Origin of the sequence: Maribacter sp. (assembly GCF_039968975.1) — a bacterium.
Classification (GTDB): Bacteria; Bacteroidota; Bacteroidia; order Flavobacteriales; family Flavobacteriaceae; genus Maribacter.
The window spans coordinates 1-22315 of record NZ_JBDVOT010000254.1 but is presented as its reverse complement, the minus strand read 5'-3'; the positions used below and the strand labels follow the sequence as shown (position 1 = coordinate 22315).

The following is a 22315-nucleotide window of genomic DNA, read 5'->3' as shown; positions in this document are numbered from 1 at the left end:
GTTCCAATTCTGCCTGAAATTCTTCCATTACAGGTTTTACAGTGCTCTCGGGTAAATCTGATATCTTAATATACATTAATCCGTCTACCGAATTATTGAATAAGGGATCCACGTTAAAAGCAACCACTTTTGCATTCTGCTTAATATACTTCTTAATCAAAACCGGTAAACGAAGACTACCTGGTTCTACCTCATCTATTAAACGATCAAATTTATTTAAATCGGCTTGCGTTTCATCAAAAACAAACTCCTTATCCGCGTCATTCAGTTTCACCTTAAATTCCTTTTTCGGTCTAATATACTGCGCCACATAAGGATCCCAATAGTTAGACTTCATAAACTCGATCATCAATGATTTAGAGAAGTTAGAAAATTGATTACTGATACTTACGCCGCCTATTAAATACTTATGCTCCGGAAACCTCAATGTAGTATGCACAATACCTTTCCAAAGTAAAAATAAAGGCATTGGTTTTTGCTGGTACTCTTTGGTTATATAGGCACGGCCCATTTCTATAGAATGTTGCATCATACCATACAATTCTGGCTCTACCCTAAAAAGATCTTGCACATAAAAACCGTTGATACCGTGTTCAGGAAAAATCTCTGAACCCATACCCATCCTATAGGCACCAACAATACATTTTGCTTGATTGTCCCAAAGAAAAAGATGGTGATAATAACTATCAAAGCTATCTAAATCAATGGCTTTATTGGTTCCTTCTCCTATCGCCCTAAAAGTTACTTCACGTTGTCTGCCTATTTCTTTTAAGATAAATGGCATGTCTTTTTCTTTCGCTAAAAAAACCTCATAATTCTTACTTTGAAGTAAACGGCAATCTTTTTCCCTAAGCTTTTCTATTTCACCCTCCATGACCTCTTTACGGACAGCATCGGCAATTTTTTTAGGCTGCTTAGGAATTTTAAGCGATGTAGGTAGCTGATCAATTAAACGTTCCTTTTCATATGCATTAGACAGCATATAGGTTTTACGGCGCAATAGGTCTGTATATTCCTCTAAACTTTCGATTTCTTTTTGGGAATTTACAGAAATTGGTTGCCCTATTCTCACTTTTATAGGTCGATTCCGTTGAGAAAACACCTGTGAAGGAATCATTGCAGTTCTTAAAGAATCTCCCAGTTTTGAAATCCTATAAAACAATGAGCTATTCTTGGCATGAAAATAAATAGGTACTACAGGAACTTCTGCTTTTCTAATTAATTTTATAGCTGCCTCTTCCCACGGTTTGTCAACAATAAGCTTACCATCTTTATATGTAGAAACTTCACCTGCAGGAAACACACCTAGCACATGACCATTTCTTAAATGTTCTAAAGTTTTTTTGAAACCGGCTAAATTGCTTCTTGCCTCTTTATGGTCACTAAAAGGGTTTACTGGTAGTATATAAGGTTTTAAAGGTTCCATTCTCTCTAAGAGAAAATTTGCCATTATCTTATAATCAGGGCGTTGCTTTACCATTAATTTAAACAACAATATGCCATCTATAGCCCCTAATGGATGGTTACTGATCGTTACATACGACCCTTCTTTTGGCAACCGCCTAAAATCATCTTCAGGTATTTCGTAATCAATCTCAAAATGCTCAAGAATAGCATTGGCGTAGTCTTCCCCTTCTAAATGAGCAATGGAATCATAGAATCTATTAATAGCTGATATTCTGGTGACTTTCATTAGTACCCAACCAACAAAAGTACCGAACACTCCGTATTTAGAGAGGTTGATAGCCTTGGCAATTTCCTTTGAGGTAACTAAACCCATAAATCATCATCGATTAGACTGTAAATATAGGAAAATAGCCCCTGAAGGTACCTATTATAAATTACTGAAGTATCGTTGAAATTACTTCACTACAAGCTGAACAGTTTCTTTACCACGTTGTTCTAAAAGCAACTCGTGCCCATTCTGTAAAGATTCTAGCGCTTTAGTATTAAAATGTCTAATGGTGTATAATGATACATTCTCATGATGAGCCACTTTAAACTTACTTTTTAATTGTTGTAAAAGTTTTTCTAAGCCCCCAAACTTGTTGTCGATACAAACAGAGAAACTAATGGCAGAATTCTGTATTAAATCTACCTTTATTTTGTGTTGATGAAACAATTTAAAGAGTTCACTGATACTATCTTCCACAATAAAAGAAAAATCTAACGAAGACAACTTCATTAATACCTGATTCTTTTTAACTATGAAGCACGGAACTTTTGGCTCTATACCCACACCCTTACCTACCGTTGTGCCTTTACCTTTAGGATTTACAAAAGATTTTACATGAAGGGGTATCTCTTTACGTTGTAGAGGTTGTAATGTTTTTGGGTGAATTACAGATGCACCATAAAATGCCAATTCAATAGCTTCTCTATAAGATATATTATTAAGCAACTGCGTTTCTTCAAAATACCTAGGATCGGCATTTAAAACACCGGGTACATCTTTCCAAATAGTTACAGAATCTGCATTTAAACAATAAGCCAGTATAGCTGCAGAATAATCAGATCCCTCACGTCCTAAAGTGGTCGTAAAATTATTATCGTCACTGCCCAAGAAACCTTGAGTAATGTTCAATACTTTTTGATCAATTTTAGTGACGTTCTCTTGTGTACGCTCCCAATCTACCGTAGTATCTCTATAATTACTATCTGTTTTAATGAAGTTTCGTACATCTAACCAGTTGTTTGTTATACCAACTTCTTTAAAGTATGCACTAATAATCGTAGTAGATAGTAATTCTCCATAACCCACTATTTGATCATATACGAAGTTATAGTTGGGAGATTTGTTCCAAACTAAAAACCCGTTTATTTCATCAATAAGAATTTTTATCTCTTTATAAATGGCATGCTGTGCATTGGGGAATAAATCTGAAACTATAGCATGATGGTAGTCTACCAACTCTGCCACCTTAGAAGGTATTTCTTGTTTATCATCAAAATATGCATTTATAATATCTTCCATAGCATTGGTGGTCTTACCCATTGCCGATACTACCAATAGCGTATTCTCATACCCTACTTCTTGTAAAACTTTCACTACATTTTTAACAGCATCTGCATCTTTAACAGATGCTCCTCCAAATTTAAAAACCCTCATACTCAATATGTATCTAATTTTTTGTTCTTTTTAATTAAGCTAAAGCGCTTAAGTACTTTTTTATTCCGGTTTCATCTAATTGAACCACGTCCCAATCTCTCATAACATTAGCACCTTTACTTTCATAGAAACCTATGGCAGGTTCGTTCCAATCTATAACTTCCCAGCTAATTCTCTTCACTCCCAACTCATCACCATATTTTACCACCTCATCTAAAAGTGCGGTACCCAAACCAGTACCTCTCATTTCTTCGGTAACAATTAAATCTTCTAGATGTATAACAGGACCTTTCCAAGTAGAATATCTCGGATATACCAATGCCATACCTACGATTTTATCATTCTTTTCCGCAACAAAACAATGAAACAACTTCTGTTTACCAAACCCATCTTCTTCTAAATTTTGCACACTAACTTCTACCGCATCATCTTCTTTCTCAAAAGTGGCTAATTCCTGAATTAATTGAAGCACCTGCTTCATGTCATCTTTTTGGGCAACTCTAATTGTATATTCCATAATTGTTACAAATAAAACACGAAGTTATAAATTTACATAATGTAATTAAAACGAAAATGAAACGTTTAACAAAATACACGATATTTGTATAAACCATAAACTAAAAAATGTCTCCAAAAAGAAATCAGACACTAGGAGAGTTTATTATTGAAAATCAAGATTCTTTTCAATACTCTTCAGGTGAATTATCAAAACTTATCAATGCGATCAGATTAGCCGCAAAAGTGGTTAACCACGAGGTAAGCAAAGCAGGATTAATCGATATTTTAGGCGGAGTTGGAGAAACCAACATACAAGGTGAAGACCAGCAAAAACTTGACTTATTTGCGAACGATAAATTCATTCAAACTTTAAAAAACAGAGAAATTGTTTGCGGTATTGCTTCTGAAGAAGAAGATAGCTTCATCAGTATCAATAGTAACGATGAAAATCATCAAAACAAATATGTAGTACTTATTGACCCATTAGATGGTTCTTCTAATATTGATGTAAACGTATCGGTAGGAACTATTTTTTCTATTTACAGACGTGTAACTCCAGTAGGTACACCTGTGACTATGGAAGATTTTCTTCAACCAGGTCACAAACAAGTTGCTGCAGGTTATGTAGTTTACGGTACATCTACCATGTTAGTGTATACTACTGGTGACGGTGTAAACGGCTTTACATTAAACCCGGCATTAGGTACTTTTTATCTATCTCACCCAAATATGAAATTTCCAGAAAATGGTAGAATCTATTCTGTAAACGAGGGTAACTACGTACATTTTCACCAAGGCGTAAAAGATTACATCAAGTATTGCCAAATGGAAGAGGATGACAGACCTTATACTTCTAGGTACATAGGTTCTTTAGTATCTGATTTTCATAGAAACATGATTAAAGGTGGTATTTACATGTACCCAAAGAGTAGTGTTAGTCAAAGTGGTAAGCTTAGATTGCTTTACGAATGTAACCCTATGGCATTTTTAGCCGAGCAAGCAAATGGATTGGCTATTGGTGGTAAAAATAGAATCATGGATATTGAGCCAACAGAATTACATCAGCGGGTTCCCTTTTTCTGTGGAAGCAGAAATATGGTAGAAAAACTACAGGAATTTTTGAATAAATATCATTAATAAAAAAGGGAGCTAAAAGCTCCCTTTTTTATTTTATACTTTCTAAAACTTAATGCTTAACTAGGTACAGATAATCATCAAAATCTATTTTTCCTCCAAAAATAGCTACAGAACGTTCAATAATGGCATCTGCTTTTTCTCCTGTAAAGCCAAGACCAATAGCATACTTCTTAATTAAAATTCTTTCCTCTTCGTCTAATTTATGATCAGAGTATACAATTCTAAACAAATCATACAAACGCTCTAATCTTTTCTCAGCACTAGGAGTAGAATCTATAGGATATTTATTCTCCTTTTTTAAAACTTCTAAATATTCAGATTCTGTAATGTCCAATTTTTTAGCAAAACGATCCAATAACATTTTTTCCTCAATACTTATTTCCCCGTTTATAGAGGCCAAAGTTGCTAAAGCTGCAAAATGAGCTAAGTTTCTTCTGTGCTCACCGCTACTATATAAATCTGCAAAAGACATATCTTATTTTTTAATTATTGAGCAAATATAATTTTTTTAGAGGTCATAGTTTCGATTGTCATCAACTTTGTTTGCATCCTAAATTTGTAACTTGTTGTCGCTATGAAATCTCCTCTATTACAATTTACAAGCAATGGTATCTATTGCGAAAAGGCTCAAGTATATCTTGACCCATGGAAACCTGTTGACCATGCTATAATATCACATGGTCACGCTGACCATAGTAGATACGGACATAAAAAATATATTACCCACCATAGAAACGTGCCCATAATTCTTCATCGATTAGGAGAAATCAATGTTACGGGTAAAGAATGGGGAGAAACATTCGTCATCAATAATGTAACATTTAGCCTTCACCCTGCCGGTCATATTATTGGCTCATCACAAATACGTGTAGAGCATAAAGGTGAAGTTTGGGTATTTACAGGTGACTATAAAACTGAAAATGATGGTATCTCTACTCCGTATGAACCCATAAAATGCCACACGTTCATAACCGAATGTACTTTTGGGTTACCAGCATTTAAATGGACACCACAAGCAGAGGTTCTAGAAAACATAAATAATTGGTGGTCAGAAAATAGAGCAGAAGGTAAAACCTCTATACTTTTTGGGTACAGTTTAGGCAAGGCACAACGGTTATTAAAATATCTTGATACGGATATAGGAGAAATATACACCCACGGAGCTATTGAAAATATGACAGAAGTATTGCGCCCATTGGTAGATTTCCCTAAAACCACATTGATTACCAGAGAAACAAAGAAAGAACGATTGTTAGGCAACATTGTTCTTGCGCCACCAAGTGCGCATGGTAGTACTTGGATAAGGAAAATGGTACCTTATGTAACTGCATCTGCAAGCGGGTGGATGACTTTTAGAGGTGCACGAAAAAGACGCGCTATAGACAAAGGTTTTGTATTAAGTGATCATTGCGACTGGCCCGGACTTTTAGAAAGTATTGAAGCGACTGGAGCCGAAAAAATAATTTGCACCCATGGATATACTGATATATTCTCAAAATATTTAAAAGAACAAGGCTATGATGCCCGCACCGAAGCCACACAATATGGCGAGGAAGAAACAGAAACTGCATTAGCTTCAAAATCGACCGCATCTGTATGAAAAATTTCGCCCTACTGATAAAAACTTTAGATAGTACCAATAAAACTACGGTTAAGGTACAGGCATTGACCGACTATTTTTTAAAAGCTGATGATGCCGATAAAGTGTGGACCATCGCAATTTTATCGCATCGTAGACCACCAAGACCGGTGAGCACTACACTATTAAGAACTTGGGCTTCGGAATTAGCCAATATTCCGCTATGGTTGTTTGAAGAGAGCTATCATATTGTTGGTGATTTAGCCGAAACTATAGCATTGGTAATTCCTGCGGCAGATCAGTCATCAGATAAAAGTCTTACGGTTTTCTTACAAGAAATGATTGCCTTGAAAAAGAAGACTAATGAAGATAAAAAGGCATACCTCTATGAAAACTGGAAGGTACTCAACTACTACGAACGTTTTGTATTTACAAAATTGATTACCGGCGGATTCAGAATTGGAGTAAGTCAAAAACTTATGACCAGGGCTTTAGCAAAAGCCACGGAAATAGATGAAGATATATTAGCATACAAATTGATGGGTAATTGGGACCCAAACACCATAACTTTTCAGCAATTGGTACTTGAGGAAAATGAAAGTGATTACCTATCTAAACCCTATCCATTTTATTTAGCCTATGCTATAGAAGGCGAAGCAGCAGATTTAGGAGATATAAATGAATGGTCTGCCGAACATAAATGGGACGGTATACGTTCACAAGTAATTCTAAGAAATAACGAACTATTTGTCTGGAGCCGTGGCGAAGAGCTGGTAACCGATAAATATCCTGAATTCAAAAATTTCATTGGTATTATTCCAAACGGCACGGTAATAGACGGTGAAATTCTTCCATATCCTAATGGTACCATTGGCACTTTCAACGACCTACAAACACGTATTGGTCGTAAAAATGTTACCGCAGAACTTTTAAAAAAAGTTCCGGTTATTTTAAAAACCTATGATATTTTAGAATGGGAAGGAAAAGATATTCGCCAGTTGCCATTTATTGAGCGCAGACAATACTTAGAAAAACTATTTAAAAATGTAACTGAGCAGAGTAAGAGCAAGGTTACTGAGCAAAGTCAAAATGTTATTCCACTACACCTATCTAAAACCATGCATTTTACTTCTTGGGATGAATTGGCACAAGAAAGAGAACGCTCTCGTGAAATGCACAGCGAGGGATTGATGCTAAAAAGAAAAGATTCTCCCTATTTAGTTGGGCGAAAAAAAGGCGACTGGTGGAAATGGAAAGTAGACCCGTTAACTATTGATGCCGTATTGACCTATGCCATGCGGGGACATGGAAGGCGAAGCAATCTTTTTACAGATTACACCTTTGCCCTTTGGAAGGATAATGAGGAAGGAGAAAAAGAGTTAGTAACATTTGCAAAAGCATACTCAGGATTAACAGATGCCGAGTTTAGAAAATTAGATGCTTGGATAAAGAAAAATACCCTAGAAAGATTTGGTCCCGTTCGTAGTGTTACTCCGCATCACGTGTTTGAAATTGCCTTTGAAGGTATTGCTTTATCGAAACGACATAAAAGCGGAATCGCTACCCGTTTTCCGAGAATGTTACGCTGGCGAAAGGATAAAAGTATTCATGAAGCGAATACGTTGGATGATTTGAAAAACCTAATTCCGTAATGAACCGAGAACAATTATACTCCATAGCGGAAAACTGGTTTCAAGACCAAGATTGGATACCATTTAAATTCCAAAAAGATACTTGGAAAGCTTTTCTACAGGGTAAAAACGGACTGTTAAATGCACCCACGGGAAGCGGAAAAACCTATGCATTGTGGTTTCCTATAGTACTGAATTACATTAAAAACAATCCTGATTATAGAACAAAACATAAAAAAGGATTAAAAGCTATTTGGATTACTCCACTTCGTGCATTATCACAAGAAATAAAACAATCTGCAGAACGCATCACCCTAGATTTAGGTACACAAATGACCGTAGGCATTCGCTCAGGTGACACCACTACCAAAGAGCGTGCAAAACAAAAAAAGCAAATGCCCGATTTGCTGATCACCACTCCAGAAAGTTTACAACTATTATTGGCAACAAAAGGTTATGAGAAAATTTTCAAAGACTGTTCAGCTATAGTAGTTGATGAATGGCATGAAATATTGGGCACTAAGCGTGGTGTACAAATGGAACTTGCCTTATCTCGTTTAAAAAATGTATCGCCCAAACTTCGAATCTGGGGAATATCGGCAACCATAGGCAATTTAGAACAGGCACGAGATGTTCTATTAGGTGTGGCATCAGAATCACTTGACAACTCGGTTCTCATAAAAGCCAAAATCAACAAGAAGATTACGGTAAAAAGTATTATTCCAAAAAAAATGGAAACCTTCCCCTGGCGCGGGCATTTGGGTCTGCATTTATTAGAAGATGTGGTGCCCATTATAAACAATAGTAAAACCACATTATTATTTACCAATACCCGTAGTCAATGCGAAATCTGGTTTCAGAAAATTTTAGAAAAGCACCCTGAATATGCCGGTGAAATGGCAATGCATCATGGCAGCATTAACAAAGAAACACGAGTTTGGGTAGAAAATGCCATCCGCAATGAGCAACTTAAAGCAGTGGTTTGTACCTCAAGCTTAGATCTGGGTGTAGATTTTGCTCCTGTAGAAACTGTAATTCAAATTGGCGGTCCAAAAGGTGTAGCCCGTTTTCTACAACGAGCTGGGCGTAGCGGTCACAGACCTGGTAAAGAAAGTGTTATTTATTTTCTGCCAACGCACGCCATTGAACTTATAGAAGCATCAGCATTACAAAAAGCGGTGAAGCAAAATACCGTAGAAGACCGCATGCCCTACCTCAACAGTTATGATGTGCTCTTACAGTATTTAACCACATTGGCTATTTCTGACGGATTTTATCCTAATGAAATCTATCCAGAAATTAAACAGACATTTTGTTATCAGACTTTAACTGAAGAAAAGTGGCAGTGGCTACTTAACTTCTTGGTCATAGGCAGCCAAAGCCTACAAAGTTATGATGAGTACAAAAAAGTAGAGGTGGAAGAAGATGGTAAGTTTAAAGTAAACAATAGAGGTGTGGCTATGAGACATCGTTTTCAAATAGGCACCATTGTGGGCGATGTTAATTTAGCCGTAAAATATCAAAAAGGCGGTTATATTGGATCTATAGAAGAGTTCTTTGTATCTAAACTTAATAGAGGTGATGTGTTTACGTTTGCAGGTAGAAATTTAGAATTCATCCGCATTAAGGAAATGACGGTACAGGTAAAGAATTCTAACAAGAAAACAAACAAAATTTCTAGTTGGATGGGAAGCCGACTTACCCTATCTGCCCAGATGTCAGAATTATTACGAAATGAATTATACAGTTCAGGCGAACCAATAAAAAATCAATCAGCAGAAATACGAGCGTTGGCATTACTTTTTGACCGACAACGACGAGACAGCATTGTACCTAAACCATCAGAATTCTTGATTGAAACCTTCAAGACCCGAGATGGCTATCATCATCTTTTTTACCCTTTTGAAGGTAGATTTGTTCATGAAGCTATGGGTAGTTTACTGGGGTATCGTATTAGTTTGCTATCCCCTATTACATTTTCTTTGGCATTTAATGATTATGGTTTTGAACTATTATCTGACCAACCCATAGATATTCAGCAAGTGCTGGATAATGATCTTTTCACCACTGATTTTATGTTGGATGATTTGCAGAAAAGCTTAAATGCTACCGAAATGGCGCGTCGTAGATTTAGAGATGTTGCCATTATAAGCGGCATGGTTTTCACCGGATATCCTAAAAAAGGAATTAAGATGAAACATCTACAAAGTAGTTCTCAATTACTGTTCGATGTTTTTAGGGATTACGAACCAGATAATCTATTATTTCAACAAGCATTTACCGAAACCTTTGAACACCAGCTAGAGGAAGGTCGTTTACGATTATCCTTAGAAAGAATTGCTACACAAGATATCGTTTGGAAAGCATGTGCACAGCCCACTCCATTTTCCTTTCCGTTAATTACAGAACGTGTGGGTCGCGAAAAATTATCTAGCGAGAAACTGGCAGACCGTATTAAAAAAATGGCTGCTCTGTTGATGAAGAAATAAGTAATTTTGCATCAATGACGCATTCCATTACCCTTCATAAGCAAACTTTTGAAATGCACTTTTCTGGAGCGCTCTATTGGGCAGAACAATCAATGCTGTTGATAAGTGATGTTCATTTAGGTAAAGTTTCTCATTTTAGAAAATATGGCGCCGCTGTTCCACAACAAGCCGTACAACAAAATTTTGATACCTTAACTACAGTTGTAGACCATTTTACACCTAAAACGATTGTTTTTTTAGGAGATTTGTTCCATTCTGCTTTAAATACAGAATGGTTGTTATTTGAAAATTGGGTACAAAAAACCGCTCAAGAAATAATTTTAGTGAGTGGTAATCATGATATTATTTCTCCGCTGAAATATGAAGAATTACATATAGAAGTGATTCCAGAATTAGTGTTAGAATCATTTCTTCTAACACATCACCCTGAAGAAAGAGACGGCTTATTCAATTTTTCGGGGCACATACATCCTGCCATTAAATTAAGTGGATTAGGAAGACAATCGGTTCGGTTATCATGTTTCTACAAAACGGAACATCAAATGATCATACCCGCTTTTGGTGAATTTACCGGAACGTATACTTTAGAACCTTGTGATGGCTGTGAGATTTATGCCCTTTTAGGCGATGCCGTACTACCTGTGCCTATAAAAGAGGTGAAAAAGAAGCGTTCTTATCGAAAATAGTTCGTTTAATCTGCTAAAGAGCATAACTTTATAAGATAACCACTATACTTTTACCCTTATGAAAAAGAAACTATCCGTTCTTAATTTGGTATCGGTTATTTTGGTTATTGCCGTCAATTATATTTCACAAGCATTTTCACTTAATGATACTACCATAGGTGAAATGAGCGCCCAGTATGAAAACTTATTTACCCCGGCAGGATACGCTTTTGCCATTTGGGGCGCAATATTTTTAGGCTTACTGGCTTATGGCATTTTTCAAGTAAAAAGAGCTTTTTTCAGTAATAAACCAAGTGATTTTATTGAACAAACAGGATATTGGTTCTTTTTTGCCAATATTTTAAACTGTTGCTGGGTATTTGCTTTTATGTACAATTACACGGGACTTTCCGTTATTATCATGTTAGGAATACTGCTTTCTTTGATAAAAATTATTCTGAACACCAATATGGAACGTTGGGATGCGCCTATAGAAGTACTTGCTTTTGTTTGGTGGCCTATTTGTTTATATAGCGGTTGGATTTCAGTTGCCACCATAGCCAATATTTCAGCATATTTATGCAAACTAGACTGGAACGGGGGCATTTTATCTGAACAAGCCTGGACCATTAATATGATTGTGGCAGCCACTATTATCAACTTGCTCATGATATGGAAAAGAAATATGCGTGAGTTCGCCTTGGTAGGTGTATGGGCATTAATTGCTGTTTTCATTAGACATAATGGCTCTAACATATACATTGCCTATTCAGCAATGACCGGGTCAGTTATTCTTTTTATTGCAGTAGCAATTCACGGTATGAAAAATCATAAAACCAGTCCGTTCAAAAAGCTTCAAGAACGAATGAAAGACAACTCTTAAATCATATTTTTTATATCGTTCACCCAAGAAGGATAGGAAAATATAGTAGATTTTATATCGGTATCGGTCATGTTATTATTAATTGCCATGGTAAAAATATTGATAGTTTCACCAGCATCGGGTCCTAATAGATGAGCACCTACAATCTCATTGGTTCTTGCATTCGTAATAACTTTATAGGCATACAAAGGTGTATTTATTCGTTTAGCATTGAACCAATCTGTCGCTATTTCAAAGTTGACATTTATATTCTTGTATCTGGCTCTTGCCTCTTCTTCAGTATAACCAACGGTTGCTAAATTTGGCAATGTAAATACAACTGACGGAATCACAGGCACCTCCAACTCCTTCTTATTGCCATTTAAAATATTCTCGGCTACTACACAACCCTGCCTACCCGATAGCGGAGTTAGCGGCAAATTTTTATCGGAAACATCGCCACATGCATACACATTAGGGTTGCTTTTACTCTGCAGAAAGTTATTAGTCTCAACTCCTTTATCGCTAAAATCAACCGTACCTTTTTCTAAGTCCAAAGCTGCTAATGCAGGCACACGACCTGCAGTATTGAATACGGAGCCACCTTCAATACTATTTTCTTTTCCATTAACCTCATATGTTAAGGTGAGCTTTTTTCGTTTCTTTTTCAGTTTTGTTGGTTGCGCATTGAAAATGAATTTTATCCCAATAGATTCTGAATATTTTCTTAGTTCTTTTACCAAGTCGGGGTCAAAAGCATGCAACGGTCTACTACCTGTATCTAAAACGGTAACTTCAACTCCAGCTCTTGCCGCCATATGTGCAAACTCCATCCCAATATATCCTCCGCCTATAAATATCATTTGCTTAGGCAATTTCTTAAGGTTTAAAAAGTCATCACTATTTTTAAAGTGCTTGGCTCCTGGTATTGCAATAGTTCTTGGAACTTGTCCCGTTGCAATGACGATTTTCTTTGCAGTAACCTTTTTACCTTCTACCATTAGCGTAGTGTCATCGATAAACTTTGGAGATTGATGAAACAATGTAATTCCCTTATCCTTCAATATCCTTTCTGTAGAAACCGGAATATTGGTTGTGAAATTTCGCTTGTATTTCTGTAATTGCTTCCAATTGATTTTAGCTGGTTTGCTAATACCTTTACCTTTTAAGTTGTTACTCAATTCATAAGCCTCCAAAGCACCCAACAAAATCTTTTTAGGATCACAACCTCTATTGGCACATGTACCACCAAATTCACGATTATCGGCAATACCAACTTTTAATCCCGCTTTAACACAAGCTTTTGCCGCTGTTTGCCCAGCTATACCACTTCCTATTACAAAAACATCAAACTCATTCTCTTCCATATTACAACACTTTTTCTGCTATAGCCCAAGTTGCAACTTTTTAAGGGTAATAAGTAACCCATATATGATAATAATGAGTGGTATCCATTTCTTAGGTATCCTTATATTTGTACAAATTTTAAACTGTTGAGTCATTCTTCTATCCAACAACGGTATAATCAGTCTCCCCAAATAGGGAAACTGCAGCATGCTATTGCCGAATCTGAAAATTCAGGAACTAAAAACATTCAATTAAAAGGTCTTGTAGGATCATCATTATCCTTTGTACTTTCTAGCATCTTTCAATCAGAGGACCGCCCATTTTTGGCTATTTTCAATGATAAAGAAGAAGCCGCCTATTATTTAAATGACCTTGAAAGTCTTATAGGTGAAGACCATGTGCTGTTCTACCCTGGCAGTTATAGAAGACCCTATCAAATAGAAGAAACGGACAATGCTAATGTACTGTTACGTGCAGAGGTCTTAAACAGAATAAATTCTAGAAAGAAACCTGCGGTCATTGTTACCTACCCAGATGCACTTTTTGAAAAAGTGGTTACTAGAAAAGAATTGGACAAGAATACCCTAAAAATGAAATTAGGGGATACACTTTCATTAGATTTTTTAAACGAAATTTTATTTGAATATAAATTTAAACGAGTTGATTTTATTACCGAACCTGGTGAGTTTTCTGTTCGTGGCGGTATTGTAGACGTATATTCATTTTCACATGACGAACCCTACAGAATTGAGTTTTTTGGTGACGAAATAGATAGTATTAGAACCTTTGATGTAGAAACACAACTTTCTAAAGAAAAGGTGAAGTCCATAACTATTGTGCCCAACATGGCAGATAAGTTTTTGATTGATAAAAGACAGAGTTTTTTAACCTATGTAGCCTCTAATACACTGGTTTTTGCTAAAAATACCGACTATTTATACGACAGATTAGATGATTTCTTTGAAAAAGCAAGAGAAGCTTTTACAAAATTATCAAAAGACATAAAACACGCCGAACCTGAAGAGTTGTTCATGGGCGGCAAAGAATTCAATCAGCAATTATCAGGCTTTACCGTATTAACCCTAGATGCAAAGCGTGATGTACCCAACTTAGTTGAGTTCCATTCTAAACCTCAACCATCTTTTAATAAAAAGTTCGACTTATTAATTGAGAATTTAAACGGATACAAAGACCAAGGCTATACCAATTACATATTTTGTGCCAGCGAGCAGCAAGCCAAGCGTTTTCATGATATTTTTGAGGAAGTAAACCAACAAGTTCATTATCAGATTATAGTATCTCCGCTTTTTCAAGGGTTTATAGATGATGATCAAAAACTGATCTGTTATACCGATCATCAAATTTTTGAGCGTTATCATAAGTTTCATCTAAAGAACGGCTATGCCAAAAAGCAAGCAATTACTTTAAAGGAGCTGAACAAATTAGAAATTGGAGATTACGTTACCCACATTGATCACGGTATTGGCAAATTTGGCGGTTTACAGAAAATAGATGTAGAAGGCAAAAAGCAAGAAGCTATTAAATTAATGTATGGCGAGCGTGATATTTTATACGTAAGCATACATTCATTACACAAAATATCAAAGTTCAATGGTAAGGACGGCGCACCACCAAAAATTTACAAACTAGGATCAGGTGCATGGAAAAAAATTAAGGACAAGACAAAATCTCGTGTTAAGAAGATTGCCTTTAACCTGATCAAAATTTATGCAAAAAGAAGGCTTGAAAAAGGTTTTCAATACAACCCAGATAGTTATTTACAAAATGAATTAGAGGCTTCGTTTATTTATGAAGATACTCCGGATCAAAGTACCGCTACAGAAGATGTAAAAAGAGACATGGAGAGTGAGCGACCTATGGATCGTTTAATTTGTGGAGATGTTGGATTTGGAAAAACAGAAATTGCCATACGTGCCGCATTCAAAGCAGTAGATAATGGCAAACAGGTTGCGGTTTTAGTACCTACCACTATATTGGCATTTCAGCACCATCGTACTTTTGCCGAGCGTTTAAAAGATATGCCGGTCACTGTAGATTACCTGAACAGATTTAGAACAGCGAAAGAAAAGAAGGAAACCATTCAGCGTTTAGGAGAAGGAAAAGTTGATATCATTATTGGCACCCATCAATTGGTAAACAAAAATGTTCAGTTTAAGGATTTAGGACTTTTAATTGTTGATGAGGAGCAAAAATTTGGAGTAGCCGTAAAAGACAAATTAAAGTCTATCAAAGAAAATGTTGATGTGCTTACATTAACAGCAACCCCAATACCAAGAACGCTACAATTTAGTTTAATGGCGGCTCGTGACCTTTCTACGATTACAACTCCCCCACCAAATAGGTACCCAATAGAAAGTCAAGTTGTACGTTTCAATGAAGAAATTATAAGAGATGCCGTTAGCTATGAAATTGAGCGTGGCGGACAAGTATTTTTTATTCATAATCGTATAGAAAATATTAAGGAAGTTGCCGGTATGATCCAGCGTTTGGTACCAGATGCTAAAGTAGCTGTTGGACACGGACAAATGGACGGTAAAAAGCTTGAAGCTTTAATGCTAGGTTTTATGAATAGTGAGTTTGATGTATTGGTATCGACCACCATTATAGAAAGCGGACTAGATGTTACCAATGCAAACACTATTTTTATAAATAATGCCAACAATTTTGGTTTGAGTGATTTGCACCAAATGCGAGGACGTGTAGGTCGTGGAAACAAAAAGGCATTTTGTTACTTTATTACTCCGCCTTACGAATCCATGACCAATGATGCCAGAAAACGTATTGAAGCATTGGCGCAATTCACAGAACTAGGCAGTGGTTTTAACATTGCCATGAAAGATTTAGAAATTCGTGGAGCCGGCGATCTTTTGGGCGGTGAGCAAAGCGGATTTATCAACGAAATTGGGTTTGAAACGTATCAGAAAATTCTAGCTGAAGCTATTGATGAGTTAAAAGAAAATGAGTTCAAAGACCTGTATGAAGAAGTTGAGGGCAAACATGAGAAGGTTTATGTGAAGGAAACTCAAATAGATTCTGACTTTGAATTACTTTTTCCAGACGACTACATTAATAATATAACCGAAAGACTAACGTTATATACTGAACTGAATCAGGTAAAAGACGAAGCAGCGCTTCAAAAGTTTGAGGCACAACTCGTTGATCGTTTTGGCGAATTACCGGAAGAAGCTCAAGATCTATTAAATTCCGTTCGTATTAAATGGATAGCAAATAGCATAGGTCTTGAAAAAATAATAATGAAACAGGGTAAAATGATTGGTTACTTTATTAGCGACCAACAATCGGCATTTTATCAAACTGCAACATTTACCAGAGTATTACAATACGTGCAGTCACATGCACAAAAATGTAAAATAAAAGAAAAAAAGACCCGTAACGGTCTACGATTGTTATTAGTGTTTGAAAATATACGATCTGTAGATAGGGCATATTTGGCATTGAAGCCATTTGAAATAAAAGAAAAAACAACTGCATAATATGAAATTCGACATACCGGAAAAATTAGCGATTGTACATCTTATAGATTCAGTTATTGTAGCTGATGGTCAAGTTCACAGTGGTGAAATTAATGCGTTAAGTAAATTAATGCCAATTATTGATTTTGATAGTAATTTTTTAATTCAAGCCCGTACAATTGATATTGACCAGAGTGTACACATTCTTAAAGGCATGACAGAAGCTAAAAAAGTGAGACTAGCAGAGATACTGAAAGAGGTAGCAATATCTGATGGGTATATTCATGAAAAGGAAGATGATGTCATACGTCATGTTTTCTCAGAAATAGGGGTATCTAAAAAAGCCTAGTCCTTTCTTAAAAGTAGCGTTCTTGCTACGTAGACATTCATATAATTTACCAAGCTAAACAAGTTATGTATCTTAACGGTTGAATTAAAATAAACCGTTTTGAGCGAAATAAAAATTTCATCCATAGAAATGAAATCTGTATTGGAGTCGTTGTTCATTAAAAACTCTTTTACAAAAGCACAAGCAACAGTGCTGGCTAAAATACATACCGAGAGCACCTTAGATGGTATTTACTCCCACGGTATAAATAGAGTCCCTGCATTTATAGATTATATCAATAAAGGTTTGATTAAGACCAGTGCTATAGCCACTAAAACCGCCTCTATGGGTAGTATGGAAAGATGGAATGGCAATTTGGGGTCAGGAGTCTTAAATGCACTAACATGTACCAATCAAGCCATTAAATTAGCCAAAACCCATGGTATGGGCTTGGTAGCACTTAAAAATACCAATCATTGGATGCGCGGCGGAACGTATGGTTGGCGCGCGGCAGAGCAAGGTTGTATTTCAATACTATTTACCAATACCATACCCAACATGCCTGCTTGGGGAGGAAAGGAAAACAGAATAGGAAACAACCCTTTAGTAATTGGTATTCCAAGAAAAGAAGGTCATGTTGTTTTAGATATGGCACTTTCACAATTCTCATTCGGAAAAATGCAAAGTCTGGATTTAAAAAATGAAGAGCTACCCTTTGTTGGCGGTTGGGACAAAAACGATAAGCTTAGTAAACACCCAAAAGACATAATAGATTCTAGGCGCGCCTTACCTGTTGGGTATTGGAAAGGATCTGCACTTTCTATGATATTAGATATGTTGGCAACCTTACTTTCCGCAGGGAATTGTACTTATAAAATCGGACTTAAGAATAATGAAACAGCACTATCCCAAGTGTTCATGTGTATAGACCCAAGTTCTTTCTCAGATACCGAAATACAACAAAACCTGTTAAACGAAATTATTCAGTTTACACATGACGGACCTTCAATGAAAAAAGGGGACCGGACATTCTACCCAGGTGAAAGAACTTTAATGACTAGAAAAAAATCTGAAATAGAAGGTATGCAGGTCAATGCCAAAATCTGGGAAGAAATACTTCTGTTATTAAAGTAGTTGAAAAATATACCTGTTTAATTCCTTATTTTTAAATACCACAACCAATTTTCTCAGCATGAAAAAACTAGTTTATAGTATTTTATTTCTCATAATTACAACTTCGTGCAAAGAAGTGCAAAAAGAAGAAATAACAATACAAACGGCGGTAGCACCTACAATTATCACTAAGACTGCAAAAGCTAGAATAGACTGTGTGCTTCAAAATTTTGTAAAGTCTGGAAATATTGCAGGTGTTTCTGCACTTATTTTTGAAAACGAAAAAGAAGTGTATTACAATGCTTTTGGTTATGCCGATATTAAAGCAAACAAACCAATGGAAAGGAACACTATTGTTCAAATATATTCCATGACCAAACCCATTACAGGAACAGCATTAATGACACTGTTTGAAGAAGGAAAATTTAAATTAGACGATCCCATCTCTAAATATATTCCGGAATTTGAGAATATGACCGTGTATACCGGAGTAGATCAAAACAATAAAGTACGTACCGAACCTTTGCAAAGAGAAATAAGTATTAGAGATATTACCAGACATACTGCAGGTTTTCCCAACCGCTCTGATATACCCGGTCTAAGTACTTTAATGCAAGATGCTGATGCCCTGAACAGAGAAAACACCTTGACACAAATGGCAGAAAAAATGGGAAAAACACCATTATGGTTTCAACCGGGCACCCAATGGGAATATGGACCAAGTGTAGATGTCCAAGCTTTATTAGTAGAAAGAATTTCTGGAATTCCGTATGCTAACTATGTACAAAAGTTTGTTCTTGAACCTTTAAAAATGAACGAAACTAGATATTATATACCTGAAAAAGACAGAGACCGATTTGCCAAGCTATATATTAGGGAAGCTGAAGGTAAGTTAGTACAAGATTCTGTCACCTATAGTAATTATACAGAACATTGGCCATTAACTAGAGGTGGATCCGGTCTTACATCCACTTTAGATAATTACATGCGTTTTGCTCAAATGTTGGTACATGAAGGCAGTTTAGATAACGTTCAAATCCTCAAACCAGAAACAGTTCAACTTATGGCAACCAATCAACTAGCGGACAGTATTAAAGAACGTTCTTGGTTACCAAGCAAAGGGGAGGTTGGTTTTGGTATTGATTTCGCTGTTCGTGTAGCACCACCAAAAACTCCAGAGGAAAATAATGGTGTCGTGGGAGAATTTTATTGGGATGGTGCTGCTTCTACCCTGTTTTGGGTAGATCCAGTAAATAAATTGACTGCTGTACTATTTGTTCAGCTTTTTCCATACGATCAAATTAACCTTCATAAAGAATTTAGAGATGCTGTATATGGTCCATATCCATTTTAACAGTATAAATCATACATTTAAAATAAGCTTGAACAACTAGTGTTAAAGACTATTAAAATTCGTGTTGTTTTTCATATCTTTCAACTCCTAAAATTAAAAAATGGAGTTTGAAGAGTTTGTAAAAGCAGCCTTTGTTAAAATGATTTACGAAGTTATAGAGGCCGATGGTGAAATTCATCCTGGTGAACTAGCAACGTTAAACAAACTAAAAGTTGGTATTGGTTTTGACGATGCATTTTTAGAGCGAGCAAAACTATTAGATCATGACAATGCTTTAGTGACCCTATACAATATACCACATGAACAAAAGAAAGCTCTAGCAGAGATTCTTGATGAAGTGGCCATATCTGACGGTGCCATTCATAAAAAAGAAATGGATCTTATTATAGAGACATTTATTAATATTGGGTTAGGAGAAGAAACAGAGTAAGTAAGAGTATGATAGATTTTACAAAAGAAGAAAAATTGGCCGTAGTAAAAATGGTAGACTATGTTATCCTAGCGGATAGCAAAGTTGACCCTGCTGAAATGCGCTACCTTACCCAACTAATGGACCGTTTTTCTTTTGATAGTTTCTTTGTTGGTCAAGCCAGGAACTTAAATAAGGAAAAAGCTTTTAAGATTCTAAGTTTAATGTCTTTACCTAAAAAGAGAGAAGTAGCCAAAGTGTTAGACGAAGTAGCTATTTCTGACGGCTTTGTTCATGATAAAGAACTTCTAAAAATTAAAGAAGCCCTTGACCATATGGAGATTCAGAAAGAATTTTCATAAGCTTTTCAAAATTTAAGCCCACAATTGCCACGTGAATATTACTTTTATTGACTTTATAGTATACTTCATAATTTCAGGTTTTTTTATAATGTATACTATTCATTTTGGTTCGATAATTGTTTTTAAAGAAATATGAAAGTATTCATCAGTATTTGCCTCTTATTTTTTTCGTTAAATATTCAAGCACAAGGCTCAATAGCCGGGAACTTCTCCCCTCCTAAAGATTTTAAATGGCTGATATCCTACGAACTAACTCCTAACGGAGAACGATACAGTGCTGATACTGCAGTAAAAGATGGTGCTTTTACATTAGAAATGCCAGCAACAGCTCAAGCTGGTATGTATAGATTGGTTTATGCAGTACCACAAGATGAGTTTTATATCGATGTCATTTATGATAAAAAAGAAGATGTGAAATTTAATTTTGATTTAAAAGATGGCTTGACTATTACCAATTCTATAGAAAATAAATGGTACCGAGAATATTTTTCCAAGATAATTGAAGCTCAAGATAGGTTGATAGAATTTTATGAAACCAAAAACGAACCTAACAAAGAATACACAAGCATACTAAAGGAGTTAAATGCTATCCAGACTTCTTTTGAAGATAAGCATGTTACAACCATTGCTCATAAATTTATAAAGGCGAACAGAAGTTACATTCCTGCTAAGTTTGAAGATTTAGAAACATTTCTTAAAAATAAGAAACAACATCATTTTGATCATTTAGCTATTAACGACCCCGTGCTACAAGGCTCTAATTTTTTAATAGACAAATTTGCCAGTTATGTTTTCTCAGCATTACCTACAGATATCACGACCAAAGAACAATTAGCAGTTGAGGTAAACAAAAACATAGAGACTACGGTAGCTCAGATAAAACTTACTCCTATAGGTTTTCAAGAAAGAACTATGTATCAATTATGGCAAATTGCCGAGGTAAACAACATGCCAACGGTACAAGACTATATTTTTAATAACCATTTAAAGAAACTTGCCGTAACCAATAATAATCAAAAATTAGTTGATGAGATAGAAATGGCATCAAGATTAAGAATAGGTGCCATATCTCCAGATATTACTTGGCAGGCAAATGGCAAAACACAATCGCTTTTGACCATGGAACCGACAGAGAACTATCTTTTGGTTTTTTGGAGTAGCACGTGCTCACACTGTTTAAAAGAGCTACCTCAACTTCATAAAGAAATTGAAGGCTACGAGAATTTAAAAATTATAGCTGTAGGTTTAGAAGATGATGATATTAATTGGAAAGAAGTTTCTGCTACTTTGCCAAACTTTAATCACGCTATAGCATTAGGCAGATGGGAAAGTGACTATGCGAAAATTTTTGGCATACAAAGCACACCTACTTATTTCATATTAGATAGTGAAAAGCGATTTTTAGCAAAACCGGAGTCTGATAAAGAAGTCGTTGAATTTTTAGAGAACTAAAGTGACTTTAAATCTTTAATAGTTTTAAATGCCATATCTACTTGCTCATCGTTAACTAAAATAGTAAACTCATTAGTAGTAGAAATAACTTCATATAACACTATACCTTCCCAAGCTAATCTTTGAAAAATAAAGTAATAGATACCAGGTACCGAAACATTCTCCGCAGGTAATTTTACAGTAATAGATGATAGCTCTTCTGCTTTTTGAGTACACTTTTCATCTTTAAACAGTCTCTCAACTGTTTTATCCATCACATTACTAATTACAATATTAATTTCGTTTACACCACGACTAGAAGTATAGAAAACATCTTGGTTATTATTAATCTCTTCTAGCAACTTGGCTTGGTGCACCAATATCTTATCAGAAGCTAAAAAAGTGTAATCGGTTAAGGAAGATCTTACCGTTATCTCGCCAATATTCTTCAACACTTTTAGAATTTTATGAGTAGCCCTAAATTCTAAATCATCTGATAGACGTTTT

The 22315-nt window shown here is 35.7% G+C and carries 19 protein-coding genes; 13 read left to right on the top strand and 6 right to left on the bottom strand.

Features of this window, described 5'->3' with window-relative positions; genetic code table 11:
* The 3 genes from ABJI11_RS17555 to ABJI11_RS17545 form a co-directional block, all read right to left on the bottom strand.
* Positions 1–1780: lysophospholipid acyltransferase family protein (locus ABJI11_RS17555; RefSeq protein ID WP_348355234.1), on the bottom strand; the 1780-nt coding region annotated here is incomplete at its 3' end.
* Between the two features lie 81 nt (positions 1781–1861).
* Positions 1862–3109 (bottom strand): aspartate kinase, encoded by a 1248-nt coding sequence (locus ABJI11_RS17550; protein WP_348355231.1) that lies wholly within the window; start codon positions 3107–3109, stop codon positions 1862–1864.
* A gap of 34 nt (positions 3110–3143) precedes the next feature.
* Entirely contained in the window at positions 3144–3626 is a 483-nt protein-coding gene (locus ABJI11_RS17545; protein WP_348355228.1) for a GNAT family N-acetyltransferase, read from the bottom strand.
* 107 nt (positions 3627–3733) lie between these two features.
* Here ABJI11_RS17545 and fbp point away from each other — a divergent pair, with 107 nt between their 5' ends.
* The gene (fbp, locus tag ABJI11_RS17540) at positions 3734–4744 is read left to right on the top strand and encodes a class 1 fructose-bisphosphatase (protein ID WP_348355225.1); all 1011 of its coding nucleotides are present in this window, start codon (positions 3734–3736) and stop codon (positions 4742–4744) included.
* A 49-nt stretch (positions 4745–4793) separates the two neighbouring features.
* Here fbp and ABJI11_RS17535 read toward each other — a convergent pair whose 3' ends face one another.
* Positions 4794–5216, bottom strand: a complete 423-nt coding sequence (locus tag ABJI11_RS17535; RefSeq protein WP_348355222.1) for a TerB family tellurite resistance protein — start codon at positions 5214–5216, stop codon at positions 4794–4796.
* Positions 5217–5318: 102 nt separating this feature from the next.
* Between ABJI11_RS17535 and ABJI11_RS17530 the strand changes: the two genes are divergently transcribed.
* From ABJI11_RS17530 to ABJI11_RS17510, 5 genes are read left to right on the top strand one after another with little or no spacing between them, the layout of a single operon-like run.
* A complete protein-coding gene (locus ABJI11_RS17530) occupies positions 5319–6344 on the top strand; it encodes a ligase-associated DNA damage response exonuclease (protein ID WP_348355219.1) in 1026 nt (341 codons plus the stop codon).
* Entirely contained in the window at positions 6341–7975 is a 1635-nt protein-coding gene (locus ABJI11_RS17525; protein WP_348355216.1) for an ATP-dependent DNA ligase, read from the top strand. Before ABJI11_RS17530 ends, ABJI11_RS17525 begins: the two co-directional genes overlap by 4 nt.
* The gene (locus tag ABJI11_RS17520; RefSeq protein WP_348355213.1) at positions 7975–10443 is read left to right on the top strand and encodes a ligase-associated DNA damage response DEXH box helicase; all 2469 of its coding nucleotides are present in this window, start codon (positions 7975–7977) and stop codon (positions 10441–10443) included. The genes ABJI11_RS17525 and ABJI11_RS17520 overlap by 1 nt, the downstream gene beginning before the upstream one ends.
* 14 nt (positions 10444–10457) lie before the next feature.
* Complete coding sequence (gene pdeM, locus ABJI11_RS17515; protein ID WP_348355210.1) at positions 10458–11129, top strand: ligase-associated DNA damage response endonuclease PdeM; 672 nt, start codon at positions 10458–10460, stop codon at positions 11127–11129.
* 58 nt (positions 11130–11187) lie between these two features.
* Positions 11188–11991 carry a tryptophan-rich sensory protein gene (locus ABJI11_RS17510; protein ID WP_348355207.1) on the top strand — a complete coding sequence of 268 codons (804 nt, stop codon included), beginning with the start codon at positions 11188–11190 and terminating at the stop codon, positions 11989–11991.
* Here ABJI11_RS17510 and ABJI11_RS17505 read toward each other — a convergent pair.
* Positions 11988–13337, bottom strand: coding sequence for an NAD(P)/FAD-dependent oxidoreductase (locus ABJI11_RS17505; RefSeq protein WP_348355204.1), 1350 nt, complete (start codon positions 13335–13337; stop codon positions 11988–11990). The two genes, ABJI11_RS17510 and ABJI11_RS17505, sit on opposite strands and share 4 nt — an antisense overlap.
* Before the next feature lie 126 nt (positions 13338–13463).
* Here ABJI11_RS17505 and mfd point away from each other — a divergent pair, with 126 nt between their 5' ends.
* From mfd to ABJI11_RS17470, 7 genes are all read left to right on the top strand, one after another.
* Complete coding sequence (gene mfd / locus ABJI11_RS17500; RefSeq protein ID WP_348355202.1) at positions 13464–16832, top strand: transcription-repair coupling factor; 3369 nt, start codon at positions 13464–13466, stop codon at positions 16830–16832.
* A 1-nt stretch (position 16833) separates the two neighbouring features.
* The gene (locus ABJI11_RS17495) at positions 16834–17160 is read left to right on the top strand and encodes a TerB family tellurite resistance protein (protein ID WP_348355199.1); all 327 of its coding nucleotides are present in this window, start codon (positions 16834–16836) and stop codon (positions 17158–17160) included.
* 99 nt (positions 17161–17259) lie between these two features.
* Complete coding sequence (gene yiaK, locus ABJI11_RS17490) at positions 17260–18273, top strand: 3-dehydro-L-gulonate 2-dehydrogenase (protein ID WP_348355196.1); 1014 nt, start codon at positions 17260–17262, stop codon at positions 18271–18273.
* A gap of 58 nt (positions 18274–18331) precedes the next feature.
* Positions 18332–19606 carry a serine hydrolase domain-containing protein gene (locus tag ABJI11_RS17485; RefSeq protein ID WP_348355193.1) on the top strand — a complete coding sequence of 425 codons (1275 nt, stop codon included), beginning with the start codon at positions 18332–18334 and terminating at the stop codon, positions 19604–19606.
* 100 nt (positions 19607–19706) lie between these two features.
* The gene (locus ABJI11_RS17480; protein ID WP_348355190.1) at positions 19707–20036 is read left to right on the top strand and encodes a hypothetical protein; all 330 of its coding nucleotides are present in this window, start codon (positions 19707–19709) and stop codon (positions 20034–20036) included.
* 8 nt (positions 20037–20044) lie between these two features.
* A complete protein-coding gene (locus ABJI11_RS17475; RefSeq protein ID WP_348355187.1) occupies positions 20045–20377 on the top strand; it encodes a hypothetical protein in 333 nt (110 codons plus the stop codon).
* Between the two features lie 132 nt (positions 20378–20509).
* Positions 20510–21829: a thioredoxin-like domain-containing protein gene (locus ABJI11_RS17470; RefSeq protein ID WP_348355184.1), complete on the top strand. Its 1320-nt coding sequence runs from the start codon at positions 20510–20512 to the stop codon at positions 21827–21829.
* On the opposite strand, the gene ABJI11_RS17465 is transcribed toward ABJI11_RS17470, so the two are convergent.
* On the bottom strand, positions 21826–22315 hold a 490-nt coding region (locus tag ABJI11_RS17465; protein WP_348355182.1), incomplete at its 5' end, for an aspartate kinase. The two genes, ABJI11_RS17470 and ABJI11_RS17465, sit on opposite strands and share 4 nt — an antisense overlap.

Excerpts from the sequence above, each read along its gene's own strand:
- ABJI11_RS17550 (WP_348355231.1), bottom strand. The coding sequence starts at position 3,109 with ATGAGGGTTTTTAAATTTGGAGGAGCATCTGTTAAAGATGCAGATGCT.
- ABJI11_RS17545 (WP_348355228.1), bottom strand. The coding sequence starts at position 3,626 with ATGGAATATACAATTAGAGTTGCCCAAAAAGATGACATGAAGCAGGTG.
- fbp (WP_348355225.1), top strand. The coding sequence starts at position 3,734 with ATGTCTCCAAAAAGAAATCAGACACTAGGAGAGTTTATTATTGAAAAT.
- ABJI11_RS17535 (WP_348355222.1), bottom strand. The coding sequence starts at position 5,216 with ATGTCTTTTGCAGATTTATATAGTAGCGGTGAGCACAGAAGAAACTTA.
- ABJI11_RS17530 (WP_348355219.1), top strand. The coding sequence starts at position 5,319 with ATGAAATCTCCTCTATTACAATTTACAAGCAATGGTATCTATTGCGAA.
- ABJI11_RS17525 (WP_348355216.1), top strand. The coding sequence starts at position 6,341 with ATGAAAAATTTCGCCCTACTGATAAAAACTTTAGATAGTACCAATAAA.
- ABJI11_RS17520 (WP_348355213.1), top strand. The coding sequence starts at position 7,975 with ATGAACCGAGAACAATTATACTCCATAGCGGAAAACTGGTTTCAAGAC.
- pdeM (WP_348355210.1), top strand. The coding sequence starts at position 10,458 with ATGACGCATTCCATTACCCTTCATAAGCAAACTTTTGAAATGCACTTT.
- ABJI11_RS17510 (WP_348355207.1), top strand. The coding sequence starts at position 11,188 with ATGAAAAAGAAACTATCCGTTCTTAATTTGGTATCGGTTATTTTGGTT.
- ABJI11_RS17505 (WP_348355204.1), bottom strand. The coding sequence starts at position 13,337 with ATGGAAGAGAATGAGTTTGATGTTTTTGTAATAGGAAGTGGTATAGCT.
- ABJI11_RS17495 (WP_348355199.1), top strand. The coding sequence starts at position 16,834 with ATGAAATTCGACATACCGGAAAAATTAGCGATTGTACATCTTATAGAT.
- ABJI11_RS17485 (WP_348355193.1), top strand. The coding sequence starts at position 18,332 with ATGAAAAAACTAGTTTATAGTATTTTATTTCTCATAATTACAACTTCG.
- ABJI11_RS17480 (WP_348355190.1), top strand. The coding sequence starts at position 19,707 with ATGGAGTTTGAAGAGTTTGTAAAAGCAGCCTTTGTTAAAATGATTTAC.
- ABJI11_RS17475 (WP_348355187.1), top strand. The coding sequence starts at position 20,045 with ATGATAGATTTTACAAAAGAAGAAAAATTGGCCGTAGTAAAAATGGTA.
- ABJI11_RS17470 (WP_348355184.1), top strand. The coding sequence starts at position 20,510 with ATGAAAGTATTCATCAGTATTTGCCTCTTATTTTTTTCGTTAAATATT.